Source organism: Paenibacillus radicis (ex Gao et al. 2016) (genome assembly GCF_014641555.1).
GTDB lineage: Bacteria > Bacillota > Bacilli > Paenibacillales > Paenibacillaceae > Pristimantibacillus > Pristimantibacillus radicis.
This window is the reverse complement of record NZ_BMHY01000002.1, coordinates 23,836-40,093: the sequence shown is the minus strand read 5'-3', so window position 1 is coordinate 40,093 and position 16,258 is coordinate 23,836. Positions and strand designations below refer to the sequence as shown.

12 protein-coding genes are annotated in these 16,258 nt (G+C 50.2%); all 12 read right to left on the bottom strand.

Going from position 1 to position 16,258, the window contains the following annotated elements; all coding sequences use genetic code 11:
- Window positions 1–15: 15 nt before the first annotated feature.
- Window positions 16–957 carry a LysR family transcriptional regulator gene (locus tag IEX98_RS05840; RefSeq protein ID WP_188888014.1) on the bottom strand — a complete coding sequence of 314 codons (942 nt, stop codon included), beginning with the start codon at window positions 955–957 and terminating at the stop codon, window positions 16–18.
- A 354-nt stretch (window positions 958–1,311) separates the two neighbouring features.
- A complete protein-coding gene (locus IEX98_RS05835) occupies window positions 1,312–1,608 on the bottom strand; it encodes a hypothetical protein (protein WP_188888013.1) in 297 nt (98 codons plus the stop codon).
- Between the two features lie 632 nt (window positions 1,609–2,240).
- Window positions 2,241–4,073: a glutamine--fructose-6-phosphate transaminase (isomerizing) gene (gene glmS, locus IEX98_RS05830; RefSeq protein ID WP_188888012.1), complete on the bottom strand. Its 1,833-nt coding sequence runs from the start codon at window positions 4,071–4,073 to the stop codon at window positions 2,241–2,243.
- Window positions 4,074–4,102: 29 nt separating this feature from the next.
- Window positions 4,103–4,378, bottom strand: coding sequence for a hypothetical protein (locus IEX98_RS05825; RefSeq protein WP_188888011.1), 276 nt, complete (start codon window positions 4,376–4,378; stop codon window positions 4,103–4,105).
- Window positions 4,379–4,722: 344 nt separating this feature from the next.
- Window positions 4,723–6,063 carry a phosphoglucosamine mutase gene (glmM, locus tag IEX98_RS05820; RefSeq protein WP_188888010.1) on the bottom strand — a complete coding sequence of 447 codons (1,341 nt, stop codon included), beginning with the start codon at window positions 6,061–6,063 and terminating at the stop codon, window positions 4,723–4,725.
- A 102-nt stretch (window positions 6,064–6,165) separates the two neighbouring features.
- Window positions 6,166–7,614, bottom strand: coding sequence for a CdaR family protein (locus IEX98_RS05815; protein WP_188888009.1), 1,449 nt, complete (start codon window positions 7,612–7,614; stop codon window positions 6,166–6,168).
- Window positions 7,607–8,449: a diadenylate cyclase CdaA gene (gene cdaA / locus IEX98_RS05810; RefSeq protein WP_188888008.1), complete on the bottom strand. Its 843-nt coding sequence runs from the start codon at window positions 8,447–8,449 to the stop codon at window positions 7,607–7,609. The genes IEX98_RS05815 and cdaA overlap by 8 nt, the downstream gene beginning before the upstream one ends.
- 189 nt (window positions 8,450–8,638) lie before the next feature.
- Window positions 8,639–9,289: a zf-HC2 domain-containing protein gene (locus tag IEX98_RS05805; protein ID WP_188888007.1), complete on the bottom strand. Its 651-nt coding sequence runs from the start codon at window positions 9,287–9,289 to the stop codon at window positions 8,639–8,641.
- Window positions 9,290–9,390: 101 nt separating this feature from the next.
- Window positions 9,391–9,957, bottom strand: coding sequence for an RNA polymerase sigma factor SigW (gene sigW, locus IEX98_RS05800; protein WP_188888006.1), 567 nt, complete (start codon window positions 9,955–9,957; stop codon window positions 9,391–9,393).
- A gap of 464 nt (window positions 9,958–10,421) precedes the next feature.
- Window positions 10,422–11,663, bottom strand: a complete 1,242-nt coding sequence (locus IEX98_RS05795; protein WP_229692004.1) for a S1C family serine protease — start codon at window positions 11,661–11,663, stop codon at window positions 10,422–10,424.
- 64 nt (window positions 11,664–11,727) lie between these two features.
- Window positions 11,728–12,774 carry a hypothetical protein gene (locus tag IEX98_RS05790; protein ID WP_188888005.1) on the bottom strand — a complete coding sequence of 349 codons (1,047 nt, stop codon included), beginning with the start codon at window positions 12,772–12,774 and terminating at the stop codon, window positions 11,728–11,730.
- A 171-nt stretch (window positions 12,775–12,945) separates the two neighbouring features.
- Window positions 12,946–15,753 carry a phosphoenolpyruvate carboxylase gene (gene ppc / locus IEX98_RS05785; RefSeq protein ID WP_188888004.1) on the bottom strand — a complete coding sequence of 936 codons (2,808 nt, stop codon included), beginning with the start codon at window positions 15,751–15,753 and terminating at the stop codon, window positions 12,946–12,948.
- Between the last annotated feature and the right edge of the window lie 505 nt (window positions 15,754–16,258).

Here is a 16,258-nt window from a genome sequence, read left to right as displayed (position 1 = left end):
TACAAGAGGATGAGCTCAAACGAGCTCATCCTCTTGTTTTATGATCGGATAACCGAAATCCGTAATGACCGTTTTGAGCTTCAGAACATAGGCTGCGGCCAGCTGACTCAAGCTCGCCTTCTGATTCACGATGTAACCTACCTGTATGCTCTCGTCCGTACGAAGCCTTACGGATTTGATTTGCTCTCCGTTAAGATCCTTATTCAGTACGCCCGAGCTAATCGTGTATCCATTGAGCCCGATCAGCAGGTTGAATAGCGTGGCGCGGTCACTGACTAGTATTTTCTTCTTATTCGTTCTGGTGCTTAGAATTTCCTCCGAAAAGTAGAAGGAATTGTAGTCGCCTTGTTCGAAGGCCAGGAAAGGGTAGTCGACCAAATCTTCGATATCCAGCAGGGACTTAGAGGCAAGCGGATGCTCCTCACTGATGAATACATGCGCTTCTGCTTGGAACAGCGGGTGAAACCACAGCTCGTTGTCCTTTAATATTTTCTGAATCACCTTTCGATTGAATTCACTCATATAGATGATTCCAAGCTCACTTTTCATATTCCGTACGTCTTCGATAATCTCGTAGGTACGCGTTTCGCGCAGCGTGCACTCGTACTCGTCCACATTAAGCTCCTTCAGCAATCCGACGAATGCCTGCACAGAGAAGGCGTAATGCTGTGTGGAGATCGAGAACAGCTTCTTCGAAGGCTTACGATTCATGTACCGCTGCTCGAGAAGTTCGGCTTGCTCCACCACTTGCCTAGCATAGGATAGAAACTCCGCCCCGTCGCTCGACAGCACGATCCCCTTTGACGATCGAAGAAAAATTTCGATACCGGCTTCCGCCTCAAGTTCTTTGACCGCGTTGGACAAGCTCGGCTGCGAAATAAACAGTCTTTTTGCCGCTTCGCTAATGGAGCCGCAGCTTACGATGGTCAGAATATACTTCAATTGCTGCAAGGTCATTGGAATACCTCCTTACTTTAGAATTATGACGGTTCTTCTAACACCTTCCTATCTCCCGTAGCAGCAGTGTTGTCAGAACAGGCAGATCTCCTGGCTCTGGAATCATCACATGGCAGCAGTTCTTCCCTTTTAAGTCAGAACGACAAGCACGCTTTCGATCAGACATCTGTTCTCAATTATGTAATTTAGACAATATTAATTATACCTTTGTCTTACAACGTAAACTGCTTATTGTGGTCAAACGGGTTATTGTCGCGCTGAGACCTGCTCACCAGAAAGTCGACAACTGTGTAGCACGAATAAACTTTCCATCCCGTTAGCTCAGTGCTGCTAACTCTCCATTTACACAAAATTTCAATAGTTCATATCTATAGATACTTTTATTGCTACTTCAGCCATTTCCTTTAGTTTATCATTAGATAAGTCCTTTATTTCAAAATTTCTAGCTACCTCTTCAAAGTAAGACCAATCATCATTTTCTTTAATCAATTGAATTTCTTTTATCAATTCTGAAAATGTGTCAGAGCCTTCAATATCTATGTACAACCTTGCTAAATTCTCGAAACCAGTTTTATCTAGTGTTTGACTCGTACTAGAAAAACTAAAAATGTAGTGTTCAAAGTAATTCTCTGGATACTTATTATCTTCCATTACAACACTCCTCGGCTTCTTTCAAAAGATTGTACTCATTATAACATTTGTTTTTTATGTTATCTTGCCCCTTACAAAAAGAATAGGAGGACTAACTTGCTCCAAGACCTAAGAGAGCTTTTGCTTTTTGTCTTTATTTCTATGATCATGGTTATTTCCTTTTCAAATGGTTTCTCCTCTCGATAACAAGAGTATTTAAGTCTTTAGCAAAACATAATAATACCATATATCAGAAAATCCCTACCCGTATGTTGAACAACATTTCATTTAGGAGGTTAATTGTTTGAGGGTTTTAGACTCTCCTTAGAAGGCTTAATTTAAATCTTAAGAACATCTACAGCCTATAACTGTTAAGACCCTTTAAAATCCATTTAGACATGTACTCCATCGGTCATTAACTTTTAAATACAACACCCTGAAATAAAAAGGGCTGTCCCAAAAGCAGTTCCAAAAAAATTAGCCCCCACTTTTTATAACATTCACGTAAAAAGAACCTTCAGATCCACTTTCTTCGTGGTTTGAAGGTTCTTTTGCACATATTATGGGATTCTCTCACTCGGGCTTCCCCTTTTTGGACAGCCCCAATAGATAAGTTACAGACTTCTATTATCAGTTACTTACTTTATTATCCACTACTCCACCGTAACACTCTTCGCCAAATTCCTCGGCTTATCAACGTCATGCCCAAGCGCGAGCGAGGCGTAGTAGCTCAGGAGCTGCAGCGGCACGACCGACAGGGCCGGCGTCAGCAGAGGCAGCGTCCGTGGAATCGCGAACAGCTCATCTACGGATTTGCCCACTTCCTTCTGAGCGCCTTCGTTCACGATACCCAGTACGTGAGCGCCGCGCGCTTTAACCTCTTTAATGTTGCTCAGCGTTTTCTCATACAACTCTTCCTGCGTCACGAGTGCGATGACTGGGATGCCATCCTCGATCAGCGCCAGCGTGCCGTGCTTCAGCTCGCCTGCCGCGTAAGCCTCGGAGTGAATGTACGAGATTTCTTTGAGCTTCAGCGAGCCTTCTTGTGCGACTGCATAGTCGACACCGCGGCCGATGAAGAACAGGTTTTTATGCGAGGAGATCGACTCCGCTACTTGCTTCAGTACAGCCGATTGCTCCAGAATGCTTTCTACTTGCTCTGGCAAATCATGCATTGCCGTAATGATCGCTTCGATCTCGCTCTCAGGCTTCGTACCCAGTGTTCCTGCCAAGTGCAGACCGAACAGGTAGAATGCGATCAACTGCGACGTGTATGCTTTTGTCGAAGCTACGGCGATTTCAGGACCCGCCCAAGTTACGATCACGTCATCCGCTTCGCGGGCAACGGAACTGCCAACTACGTTCGTAATCGCGAGTACACGAGCGCCATTGCGTTTCGCTTCACGCAGCGCAGCAAGTGTATCAGCTGTTTCGCCTGATTGGCTCACAACGATAACGAGCGTTTCCGGGGTGATGATTGGCGAACGGTAACGATATTCGGATGCAACATCCGTCTCCACTGGAATGCGAGCCAGTGATTCGATAACCGTCTTGCCGACCATACCGGCATGAGATGCGGTACCGCAAGCGACGATATGCACTTTGTTAATCGACTTGATGTAATCCGCTGTCATCGACAGCTCTTTCAAGTTAACGGATTTGCCGTCGTCCGCGATGCGGCCCAGCATGGTGTCGCGATACGCTTTAGGCTGCTCGTAAATTTCCTTCAGCATAAAATGATCAAATCCGGCTTTCTCCGCTGTGACGAGGTCCCAATCGACATGATATATTTCCTTGGAAATAAATTCGCCTTCGGTCGTCATCAATTCGACAGCATCACGTGTCAATACAGCCATTTCACCGTCGTTTAGAATATAGACGTTGCGAGTATGCTCCAGAATGGCTGGAATGTCAGAGCCAATGAAGTTCTCGCCTTCCCCGATCCCGATAACGAGCGGGCTTGCAAAACGAACCGCAACCAGCTTCTCTGGTTCAAATTCAGATAGAACGCCCAGCGCGTAAGCGCCGCGCATCCGTTTTACCGCACGTTGTACGGCTTCAACGATGTTGCCGTCATACTCATCCGCAACCAGGTGGGAGATAACTTCCGTATCCGTCTCCGATACGAAGTTATGCCCTTTCGCAATCAGCTCATCCTTCAAGTCCAGGTAGTTCTCGACAATACCGTTGTGCACGACCGAGAATTTCGCTGAATTGTCGGTATGCGGGTGCGAGTTCACGTCAGACGGTTTGCCGTGTGTCGCCCAGCGTGTGTGACCGATGCCAACAGAACCAGCAAGCGGCACCGTGCGGAGTTTATCCTCCAGATTCGCCAAACGGCCTTTCGATTTCGAAATTTCCAGGCCGTTGCTCGTAAATACAGCAATGCCTGCAGAATCGTAACCACGATACTCCAGCTTCTTAAGTCCTTCGATCAAAATATCCTGAGAGTCGCGTTTACCAATATATCCAACAATACCACACATAATTATATAGACCTCCGTTATCGGTATGATTACCCGTACGGATGCCAGCTTATGCGCAGCACAAGCGCTATTCGGTTGTCATTATTATGCAAGTCTGCATCTGCAATGCGCAACCCTTCTGCCCATGCCCGCTTCGCAAGCGGCATCGTAGACATACGGGAGCTAATGTTGTCTTCCTCAAATAAAAAACTATGGAGCAGCCTGCCGCAAGTTTGTGGAATCGGTCGCCCAATTCTTTTGCTTGTCGGCTTTCGATTGGTCTGCAATAACCGGAAGGTCCCCGCCGAAATTTCGAACACCTTCACCTCGTCAGCTTCCCGTATGGACGTCCCTCTCTTGATTCATCAACCGAATTCTCAAGAATCGAACCGTCTCATCACGCAAGCTCTGGCGCTTATCTTACAAGTTGTAACCTCTGTCCTCGCTTTCCTGCTGGAATGATATGTTCTATCATATTCATTTTCGACTCATTTCGCAACCTATACTTTAGGCTTAGTTTGGCGCCCACTAACGAACATGTCCATAAAAACAGGGCTGCAGTCCGTTTTACGTAGTCTTAAAGCACTTCCCGCCATCGTGAAAAAAGCCGCCTTGCACCCGGCAAGGCGGCGGCATCCTACACTTCATTAACGGTATTGCCCGTTAATACTTAACCGAGCTGCTGCTTCACGACGTCAACGATACGCGCAACATAGCCTTCGATCTGGTCCTTATCCGGACCCTCCGCCATAACGCGGATCAGTGACTCCGTACCAGATGGACGAACGAGTACGCGGCCATTGTCGCCAAGCTCCGTTTCCACCGATTCTACAGCCGCTGCGATCGCCTCATTGCCTGCGTACAAGCTCTTATCAGCCACACGAACGTTAATGAGCACCTGCGGATACTTGCTCATCAGCGTCTTCAGCTCGCTCAGCTTGCGGCCCGACGCAACAAGCGTGTCCACGAGCTGCAAGGCAGTCAGAATGCCGTCGCCTGTCGTATTGTGATCAAGGAAAATAACGTGGCCGGACTGCTCGCCGCCCAGGTTGAATCCGCCGCGGCGCATTTCTTCCATGACGTAACGGTCACCTACGGCCGTTTGTGCTGTTTTCAAGCCAATTCGCTCCGTTGCTTTAAAGAAACCGATATTGGCCATAACGGTCGTCACAACGGTCTCACCGTTGAGCTTGCCTGCCCGCTTCAGCGCATCGCCGCAAATCGCCAGAATGTAATCACCGTCCACTTCCTCGCCTTGATCGTCGATCGCGATTAGACGGTCCGCATCGCCGTCGAAGGACAAGCCCAAATCAGCGCCATACGCCAGCACTTGCTCGCGAACATATTCCGGATGCGTCGAACCGACGCCCTCATTGATATTGCGTCCGTCGGGCTCCGCACCGACTGTAATAATCGTTGCACCAAGCTCTGCGAACACTTTCGGCGCCAGCTCATATGCGGAGCCGTTTGCGCAGTCGAGTACGATTTTCAGACCGGCAAAATCGCCCTTGATCGTCGTCTTCAGGTAGTTCAAATAACGGTATTTCGCATCCTCATCCGTGAATACAGAGCCAATATCGCCGCCCACAGGACGCGGCAGTTCATCAGTCTCAGCATCGATAAGCTGCTCAATCGCAAGCTCGGTTTCATCCGACAGCTTGAAGCCGTCGCCGCCGAAAAACTTAATGCCGTTATCCTGTACCGGATTATGCGAAGCAGAGATCATAACGCCTGCATCCGCCTTCAATTCACGTGTAATGTAAGCCACTGCTGGTGTCGACACGACGCCCAGTCTTACGACACTGGCACCAATGGACAGCAAGCCTGCGATAAGTGCAGATTCCAGCATCGGACCTGAAATCCGCGTATCCAGCCCGATTACAACCGTAGGCTTATCCGCCTGTCCAGTAAGTACATAGCCTCCAGAGCGGCCAATTTTATAAGCTAATTCAGGTGTAAGCTCGGCGTTTGCCACGCCGCGCACACCGTCGGTTCCAAAATATTTCCCCATAATTGTAATTCTCCTTCTGTTTGAATGTAAGCAAGTATATTGTCATCTATCGTAATGGATGAACATGCCGCGCGTCAAAGCAAGCCTTCGAAGGCGTGTCAATTACACGCCTTTATTGGCAGAATTATTGTTGCTTCCGTCGCTATTGCCTGGCCCTTCGTGGCCTTCATCCTCCGGCGTATTCGTATTCCCTCCGCCGCCCGAATTCCCTGAATTCGCAGTCTCTTCAGGCGGCGGCGTACCTTGTCCGTCCGGCGTTTCCGTCGGCGGACCGGTCGGATGGCCCGGCTCTCCCGTCGGGTCCGTTCCCGTACTTACCGATTTATCCTTAACTTCTATCGTCACCGTAAGTGTCCCGCCGGCAAGCTGCACGAAACGCGGCAAGACAACCTTCAGCTCAACCGTATGCGTACCCGGCGCTAATCCGCTAAGATCTGCACTCAGCCGGATATCGTCCGTCTTCAGCGCGTCGAGCACGTTAGTCGCTCCAAGCACATCGAATGCGAATGCGCCCTCCGACTCAGCCGTAACGGTTGCTTCGAGTCCGTCAGCTAATCCTTCCAGCTGGATATTGCGACTCAAGGTTCTTGTCTCGGAATCAACTACCGTTACTTCAACGTTGATCTCGTTCGGCTCTACCATCTTCACGCCATCGATCGCAGTGACTTTCGCCTTGTAGGTTCCAGTACCCTTGATTTTCGACAGATCTAACGTTACCCCTTTATAAAACTGCAGCGAATCAAGCAGCTTCTGGTCACCGTAGACAGCTACCTTATCCATCTCTAGCTTGACGGCCGAGATACTAAGTCCGTCCGGCAACGTACCGGTATAGCTAAGCTGCAGCGGCAGCATCTTGAACGGCGGCGTCACCGGCACCGTTACCGCAACCGTCGATGGATTAATAACGGCATGCTCCATCGGATGGCCTTCCGTATCGTAGACGACGATCTTCGACTTCTTCTCCTCGACCGTCTTCTCCGCACCTTCTACGCTGATGCTCGTGCTGACAGCCCCAACAATGGCCATCTCTTCTTTCGGAAGCGTGACCTTGACCTGACCGCCGCCCGTCGTCACAAAGTTAGGTGTACCCGTTATATAACCATTCGCAGGCGTACCTTCGATTTTGACCCCAAGATCAAATGCCTTCGTCTGAATCTCGACAAGCTCAACCGTCACCGTTGTTGGCGACATCTCGACAAGCTCGATGCCTTTCGGCAATTTATAGGTCAGCGGAAGCACATGCTCGCCTTCCTTGATGCCGCTTAAATCGACATTAAGTACAATATTCTCATCTTTCAAGCCCAGCAAGTTGGCCCGGCGTCCTTCCACGACGACGCGGACGACCGTCGGTTCCAGCTTCACCAGCGCGTAATGCTCCTCATCCAGTCCAACGGGGATGACAGACTGCGCCTCATAGGCCTTCGTATCCAGACTGGACGTGACCGTTGCAGGCGTCTTCTCCGGGTCGAAATGGACGACTGCCCACAGCAGCAGCGCAATAATGACCGACAGCACCTTCAGCGCCGTCGGATGGCTCAGCCACTTATCCATCGCTGCGACCCCCTTTCCGCTTCAAGAAGGAGAAGGCCGATTGCTCCTTGCCCGCTTCCTTCTGCTTCGGCGTCAGTTCCTCGTACAGCTTGGAGATCAGCGATTCTTCCTTGATATCGCGCACGATCATACCATTTAATGCAAGGGAAACCTGTCCCGTTTCCTCGGACACAATAACCGCAACCGCATCGCTGACCTCGCTCACTCCGATAGCTGCCCGGTGACGCGTGCCAAGCTCCTTGCTGATAAACGGGTTTTCCGACAGCGGCAAATAACAGCCGGCCGCCATGATCTGATTGCCCCGTATAATAACCGCTCCGTCATGAAGCGGTGTATTTGGTGTGAAAATATTAATTAACAACTCCGACGTAATGCGGGATTCCATCTGGATGCCGGATTCAATCAGCTCATTGACGCCCGTCATCCGCTCGAATACGATCAGCGCGCCAACCTTACGGTTCGCCATCGTCTGCACGGCCCGCATGACGCCTTCAATCTGATCGCTGACGACATCTTTCTCCAACGATGACGTTCGGGCAAACAGCTTGCCCCGTCCCAGTTGCTCCAGCACGCGCCGCAGCTCCGGCTGAAAAATAATAAGCACAGAGACGACGCCGAACGTAAACATCTGATTCATCAGCCATTTCAGCGTATACAGATTCAGCCAGGTGCTGATCGCCCAGGTTGCGACAAGGACGAATATCCCCTTCAGCAGTTGAACGGCTCTCGTTCCCCGTACGAGCAAAATCATTTTATAGATAATATAGCTGACAATACCTACATCGATAACGTCTTTAACCCAATCATTCCAATTCAAATCGGTAAAGTAGCTCAATATAAAACCCCCAAACAACCGACAGCCACTATTTTTAATTATATAGGCTATATCAGTCTCGCCCTATATGCTGTCTTCTAAAATCAAATGCGAAACTTAACAACCTTATTATTTTCTAGAATTGGGTTTGGAAATCCTTTTTTTTGAAAGAAAAAAAATAACTGCCCCCTTCAAGGGAGGCAGTTGACATTAAGAAGCCAATCCGCTGAACGATTGCGTCACTTTAAACCAGAACCAATCCAGCGCTTGGTCGATCGTTCGCTGTTGACCGGTAATGTAGCCTGTCGAAGCGAGGTTAAGCGAGCCGTCGATGACGGTCACATTGCCTTCCACTTCGCCTCTTACATCGGCCTCTCCATTCTCAACGATCAAATTGCCTTTCACATGTACACCTTCAGGTATCGTCACTTTCTTGCCTTCGATAACGACCTGCTGAAGAACTTCACCTTCGCCCGATATGACGAGCTTGGAATCCTGCTGCCACATCGAGATGAAGCTGCCAAGCATCACCACTACGAATAGGGCCGCGACCGCTAGACCCGGATATTTATACAGGTAGCGCAACGCTCCGCGTCGATTTTGCCGCGTAATCTTCTCCTTCGGCAGTTGTGACATTATTCGTTCAGTCAGCTTCGCTGAAGCTGCCTGATCATAGGCAGGAATTGCCGGCGCATGCTCCAACGCGTTATATAATAACGCCTCGGTTCTCTCCAGCTGTTCAAAGCGGGCCATACACGAAGGACATGAGCGTAAATGAGCCTGTAGTTGCTGCGCTTCCTCGCGCGGCAGATCGCCGTCCAAATAATCATGCATTCCAATTATGGCGACGTTGCATTCCATATCAGCCAGTCCTTTCTTTCGTTTGCTCGCGCATAAGCTCTTCTCATTAGTAGGATACGTTGCGCCGAACAGGATGTTTCACTTTTTTAAAATATTAGAAATTACAGCTTATGCTCCAGTTTCTTCCGCAGAAAATCCCTGCCGCGGTGAACCCGCGTTTTGATCGTCGTTACCGGCATATCCAGCACATCGCTAATTTCCTGCAGCGACAATTCCTGAATATAGCGCAGCATCATGACTGTCTTGTATTTCGGCGCCAGCGAATCGATCGCTTCGTGAATAATACGCTGCGTCTCGGAGAGCAGCATCTCCGACTCCGGTGTCCGGTTGTCGCTTGGAATCATCGAGTAGCCGTCCAGCCCCTCGTGATCATTGGATTCGGCATCCAGCGAGTAAGTCGGCTTGCGTTTCCGCAGTCGGTCGATACACAGGTTTGTAGCAATCCGGTAGATCCAGGTCGAGAATTTCAATGATTCATCATAACGTTCCAAATTTTTGTGGACGCGCAAAAACGTTTCCTGTACGACGTCCTCCGCCTCCTGGCGGTTATTCAGCATGCGATAAGCCATATGGAACAATTTATCTTGATACAGCTCCACAAGCTCAGCAAACGCCCGTTGATCGCCTTTTAACGCTAATCGGGCGAGACGAGCTTCCAGTAGATTCACTATTACTCCTCCAAACCTTCCGTTTGAACGGATTGTTGCCGCGGCTCCAACATAGGGGCGACAATACCGCCAAGGAATTCCCGCTCCATTGACGACTATATAGACTTCCGGAGCTGCGCTTGTCCGACCAAGCTCTATCGCGCTTCCAGCCCTGCGGCTCCGTTCAGCAGCAGACCGTCCGGCTGCCGCTTCCACAAACCTATAAAATCACAAAATCAAGATTCGACATTTATTTCAGCTTGTAATACGCTAGCAAAATCGTAATCCACATGCACTGAAAAAGCAATACTATTGCGATGAAAAGCCCGGAATTAATTATATAGTTTTTGCCCGGCTATGGCAAAGGATTCGCTGCGAATATCCCCTGTATTCACCACAATGAGAAAAGACCGGCTCCGAGGCGAATTCCCCCGGTACCGGCCTCTCTTGCCGAATGATATTCAACCATTAATAATGATGCCTAATTATAATGTATTGCTCCCCATAATGGTTTTGAGCACATCCTTAATTGTGCTAGTCGGGATCGCGAAGCCGATACCCTGAGCCTCCGAATTGACGGCTGTGTTAATGCCAATCACTTCGCCCCTGGCGTTCAGCAGCGGTCCGCCGGAATTGCCGGGATTAATGGATGCGTCCGTCTGCAGCAAATGCTCGTACACATGATTGCCGGTTTCGTCCGCTATCGTAATCGGACGTTCCTTAGCGCTCAATACGCCCACCGTCATCGTATGGTCAAAGCCATACGGGTTGCCGATCGCAATGACCCAGTCGCCAATAGCACTTTCGTCGGAGTTGCCGATTGGCAATGTCGTCAGATCGCCTCCGCCTTCAATTTTCAGCACCGCCAAATCATGGTCTTTGTCCGCTCCAACAACGGTTGCAATAAACGGCTCGTCATGTCCTTCCACTGTCACCTTTACTTGGGCGGCGTCCGATACGACGTGCTCATTCGTAAGAATATAGCCCGCCTTGTCGAAAATAAAGCCTGTCCCCGATCCGGTCAGTTGAAGATCAGAGGTATTCGTCCCTTGACCTTGTCCTTGCTGACCTTGCTGACCTTGCTGACCTTGCTGTCCCTGATTCTCTTGCTGGTTCAATCCCTGCCCCTCGTCTTGTCCGAAGATGCCGCCGCCGAACGGCCATCCCGCTCCGCCTCTGCCGGAAGGCTGCTTCGGCGCTGCATAATTCTCAATCTTCACGACGGCCGGGGATGCTTTCGCGTAAATGCTGGAGATGGTCTGATCCACCGAAGTAGACGCCGTTTTCACCCCTGCACCTGCATTGCCCTTATCAGCTACGTGCGTGACAGATGCCGTTTCGGTACCGCCGGTAAACAAGTTGTTGCGGTCTGCTGTATACATGAACCCGCCAATGACGACGGCTCCTACTAGAAAAGCAGCCAGCATTGCTGTCGGCGAACCCTTCCGTTTGCGTCTGCCACCATGCTTAGGTTCATGGTTCCCGTCGCCTGGCTCCTCCGGCAAATAACCGCTGGCCTGAAGCAGCTCAAGCTGCCTCTCGTAATTCGACTTCATGTCCATCGCCGACTGGTGGGGACCGTATGTGTAGGTGGTTGACTCTTTACCCTGAGCGTCAGATTGCGTTGTTTCCTTATCGTCGTATGAATTCATGGATGATGCCCTCCTTCGATTCATTCGGCTAATTTGCCGCTTCGTCGTTGTCGTTTGCTTTGATGTCTTCATCATGAAGGACGCACCTTAAAGCAAACTTAAGAGGACTATAAAAATAAATAAAACCTTGGACAAGCGGCTATTGCGCTGTATACACTCTCGCTTGCTCAACCAGCTTCTGCGGCTCATCGACCGTTAAATAAATGATGCGGGTCTGCTTGGGCAGAAACAACAATCCTTCGATCCGCTTCTCCCGGTGCAATTCAAGCTTCACATTAGGCGTGCCTAATACCGGTCCGGCAGAACGCTTGCGCTCCGCATCATCCAGCTCATAACCCGCCTTGGCCCATTCGATGGACGAGATGTCGCTCCACTGCAAATCGCCTTGCAGACGCAGACCATAACGAAGCCGCAGCCCGTTACTGTCCATACGAATCGGTTGAAGAACAGCCGCGCGTGTATCGGCCCACAGCAGCATAAGCAGCCAGATTTCCGAGATCGTCACAATCCATGCGGCCAGAGGTGACCACATCGCCAGCAGCAAATGGACGACGACGGATTCCATCACAATGATTTTGGTCGCGAACGCGGCCATCATCACTTGATTCGTCTCTTTATGATAAGTGAAGGAATAACCTTCCCCCTCCGTTTGCAGGAGCATCCGCTTGCGCGCACCCCAGGAGAAGAACAAATAGTAGATCATACTCGCATCATGAGTTATAACCGAAGTTAGCTTTCCGGTCCCCAGCACCTCTTGCACCGCAAGCCGGATCGCCTCTCCTGTATTAGACTCCGCCCGCCTAATGAGTCTAAACTTCTTCACGACACGAACAATTAACCTCGCTTCATAAAATATAATCGCAGCCTCCGCCGTCACGATCAGCAGCTCGATCGGCCAGATCGTATGCCATACTGTTCCTTTCAGCGACGAAGGCAGTATGAACCACGCTGCCAATGCCCCAAGCACGGGAAGCGGCAGCAGCGCCTTGAGCTTGCGCCCGGATCTCCGGATAACAAGCAGCCAGTATAGAAGCGGTACAACCAGAATAAAGTCAAAAAGAATCGCGTAAGCAAGGAGCGGTTCATCTTTCAAGGTATGCACAACAGCGCTATCTACGCTTAAAATAAGCAGCGCAGCTCCGATGAACCAATACGTGGAACGAGACAGCTTTAAGGGTGAGACCATAGCAAGACCTCCCTGGACCGAATATTTCATTATTTGCTACCATTATATAGCGATAATGAATTGTAAAACCGTTCCTTTTATGGATTTTTGACGACAGATTATGCTGTGCGCAGGCACAAAAAAACCGAGCCAAGGCATTCGCCTCGCTCGGTTTCCTGTTATATAAGCCTATTAGCCTGTATTTCTCAGGCCGGCTGCAATTCCGTTGATCGTGAGCAGCACTTCGCGGAGCAGCTCAGGTGCATCCTCATCCTGTTCGCGAATCGCGCGAAGCTCGGACAGCAGCTGCACTTGCATGTAGCTGAGCGGATCGACGTACGGGTTGCGCAGTCGGATCGACTCTTGAATAACCGGTACGTTGTCCAGAATCTCTTCTTGACCCGTAATTTGCAGAATCAGATCGGAAGTGAGCTTATACTCTTCTTCGATTTGCGTGAAGATCCGGTCGCGAATCTCTTGATCGGAGATCATATCTGCATATTCTTTTGCGATCAACAGATCGGCTTTGGCAAGCGCCATTTGCAAATTGTCGATCAAAGAACGGAAGAACGGGAATTGCTCATACATCGTCTTGAGCGTATCCATTTTCTTCTCATCATCGCCTGCATAGGTTTGCAGCGCTGTACCTGCCGCATACCAAGCTGGCAGCAAGTAACGGCTTTGCGTCCATGCAAATACCCAAGGGATTGCACGGAGATCCTCAAAGCGGTCGCTGTTTTTCCGTTTCGACGGACGGGAGCCGATGTTAAGCTCGCCCACTTCCGGAAGCGGCGTCGATTCTTTGAAGAAAGTCATAAAGCCTGGGTCGCGGAAAATCAAATCCTGATATTTCGTAAGCGCCGTCTCCGAGATGGAGCGCGCGATATCATTCCATTCCGCTACAATATCCTGCTCTTGCTGCTGCGGATATTTCGCCAGACGTGCAGCCGTGATAAGCGCCCATGTCGCTTGCTCCAAGCTGCGGTAAGCGATGCCTTGCATCGAATAACGCGAGGAAAGCACTTCGCCTTGCTCGGTAATTTTGATGCCGCCGCCAACCGTATGTGGAGGCTGTGCCAGAATGCTGCGGTTAAGCGGCATGCCGCCGCGACCGAGCGCTCCGCCGCGTCCATGGAAGAACTTCAGCTTCACGCCATGCTCGCCCGCTGCCGCAGTAATCTCGTTCAGTGCAACGCGAAGCTCCCAGTTCGCCGTTACTACTCCGCCGTCTTTGTTAGAGTCAGAGTAGCCCAGCATAATTTCATGCAGGTTGCCGCGTGCTTCTACCGCTTGGCGATAAATCGGCAGCTCAAACAGCTGCTTCATGATGCCAGGAGCGGCATGAAGATCGTCGATCGTCTCGAACAACGGAACCGATTGCAGCGTGCAGCGAACCGTGCCGTCCACATCTTTGACGAACAAGCCGACTTCCTTCGCGAATACCATAACCTCCAGCATATCGCTTGCGCCCTGTGTCATACTGATCAGGTAGCTGGAGATGCAGTCGACGCCAAATTCCTGCTGTGCACGATAAACCGTGTGGTACACATCCAGACATTCACGTGTCGATTCCGTATAATCCAGATGGCTGGATGTCAACGGACGCGGATCATTGAGCAGCTTATGAAGCAGCTCGATTTTCTCATCTTCGGACAGTTGGGCGTAATTCGACACAATGTTCATTTTGGTCAAAATTTCGCTCATCGCATTCTCATGCTCTTGGCTGTGCTGACGGATGTCCAACTGCAGCAGATGGAAGCCGAACAACTCTACCTGACGCACCAGCTTGCCGATGTGTGTATCGGCTACATGGTCTGCAAAGTGATGACGCAGGCTGCGGTCAATAACGCCCAGATCCGCAAGCAGCTCGCTCGCGTCGTTGTAACGCATTGGTGAGCCTTTGAGCGCCTCGTCGCGGGCGTTAGCCAGCTTCTCCAGCATGAAGCCCAGCTTGATGCGGTAAGGCTCTTTCGCATTGCGCCACAGCTCGACACATTTCACATCGACGAATTGACGATCTTGCTTGATCGATTCAATCAGCTCTTCTGATACTTCGACGATATTCGTGCTGAAGCTGAGCTGGTCGACCAGCTCATTAATCTTTTCCTCATATTTCTTCAAGGCCAATTGGCGGTTTAGCGTCAGTGTTTCCCATGTAATCTTAGCGGTTACGGACGGATTACCGTCGCGGTCTCCGCCGATCCAGGAGCCAAAACGCAAATAACTGGGCACATGCCAGTTTTCACCAGGATAGTATTTGTCCAGACAACGCTCCAACTCTTCATAGACGGCAGGCAGCGCTTCGAAGAGCGTCTCGTCGAAGTAGTACAAGCCATTGCGGACTTCGTCAATAACGGTCGGCTTGCGGTCACGAAGCTCATCAGTTTGCCACAAAATGAGTACTTCATTCAGCAGCTTGTCCCGAAGCTTCTCGCGCTCGCGGTAAGTCAACGTCGGGTTGTCAAGCTCCATCACGTCTTCGGCTATCCGTTTGTGGATATCAAGGACGGCCCGGCGCGTCGCTTCCGTCGGGTGAGCGGTCATAACCAGCTCAAGTGAAATGCCGCTCAAAATTTGCTGAACGTCTTCAATCGCGATTCCGCGCTCTTTCAAGTCTTGTACAGCGCTTTCGATAGAGCCGCGCTGCACGCCTTCGCCAGCCGAACGCTCGTAATCGCGCTTGCGGCGGATACGGTGGTTCTGTTCGGCAATATTCACCAGTTGGAAATAAATAGCGAATGCGCGAATGACTTGATGACGAATTTCCGGATTAAGGGAAGCGATCTTCGATTTAAATTCCCCAAACAGCTCAGGAACGAACTCGGCACGAAGCGATTTGCTCGTCTCACGAATTTGTTCGACGATATCGAGCAGTTCTCGTCCACCTTGATGCACGAGCACTTCTCCGAGTATATTGCCTAGGAAACGGACATCCCTGCGCAGCAGGTTATTCGCCTGCGGCCGGTTGGCCGATAACGTTGATGTAGCTTGGTCCGACATACTTTTCCTCCTGTGGGCGTCGTCTTAGACGCGATTTCAACTCATTTCATCATACTACAAAATGTTGCAGGGTTGAAGCCCTGTCGACAAGCAAAAATACACCTCCGAGTCACACGGAAGTCCATCTCCAGCATGATGATGCCATTTTTAGCTCCATTTAGGATACGGATAACGATCCGAAATCAAGGCCAAGCACGAGGATAGACAACTTGAAAACAGAGCCAGAACAACCGCTTTAACGGAATATATCTGACCTGACACTTATGACCTCTCGACTGATCACCAAGCTCGATGAAAGGATTTATATGCTTGCCCTTTTTGTTGTTACTGGGATTAAATGGAATGACACTCCGCTGCAAAATAATGCCCTACAGACTAGTTATCTCGCTTGCATGTAAACATTTAACCATAAAGCCGCCCCTTGAATCACCAGTGTAATCAGTTGGGTGCTGGGCACGCTGTTGCTCCGGCGCCTTATAAGGGTCGTGTCAGGATGAGTTAAGAC

Excerpts from the sequence above, each read along its gene's own strand:
- IEX98_RS05840 (WP_188888014.1), bottom strand. The coding sequence starts at position 957 with ATGACCTTGCAGCAATTGAAGTATATTCTGACCATCGTAAGCTGCGGC.
- IEX98_RS05835 (WP_188888013.1), bottom strand. The coding sequence starts at position 1,608 with ATGGAAGATAATAAGTATCCAGAGAATTACTTTGAACACTACATTTTT.
- glmS (WP_188888012.1), bottom strand. The coding sequence starts at position 4,073 with ATGTGTGGTATTGTTGGATATATTGGTAAACGCGACTCTCAGGATATT.
- glmM (WP_188888010.1), bottom strand. The coding sequence starts at position 6,063 with ATGGGGAAATATTTTGGAACCGACGGTGTGCGCGGCGTGGCAAACGCC.
- IEX98_RS05815 (WP_188888009.1), bottom strand. The coding sequence starts at position 7,614 with ATGGATAAGTGGCTGAGCCATCCGACGGCGCTGAAGGTGCTGTCGGTC.
- IEX98_RS05805 (WP_188888007.1), bottom strand. The coding sequence starts at position 9,289 with ATGGAATGCAACGTCGCCATAATTGGAATGCATGATTATTTGGACGGC.
- IEX98_RS05795 (WP_229692004.1), bottom strand. The coding sequence starts at position 11,663 with ATGATGAAGACATCAAAGCAAACGACAACGACGAAGCGGCAAATTAGC.
- IEX98_RS05790 (WP_188888005.1), bottom strand. The coding sequence starts at position 12,774 with ATGGTCTCACCCTTAAAGCTGTCTCGTTCCACGTATTGGTTCATCGGA.
- ppc (WP_188888004.1), bottom strand. The coding sequence starts at position 15,753 with ATGTCGGACCAAGCTACATCAACGTTATCGGCCAACCGGCCGCAGGCG.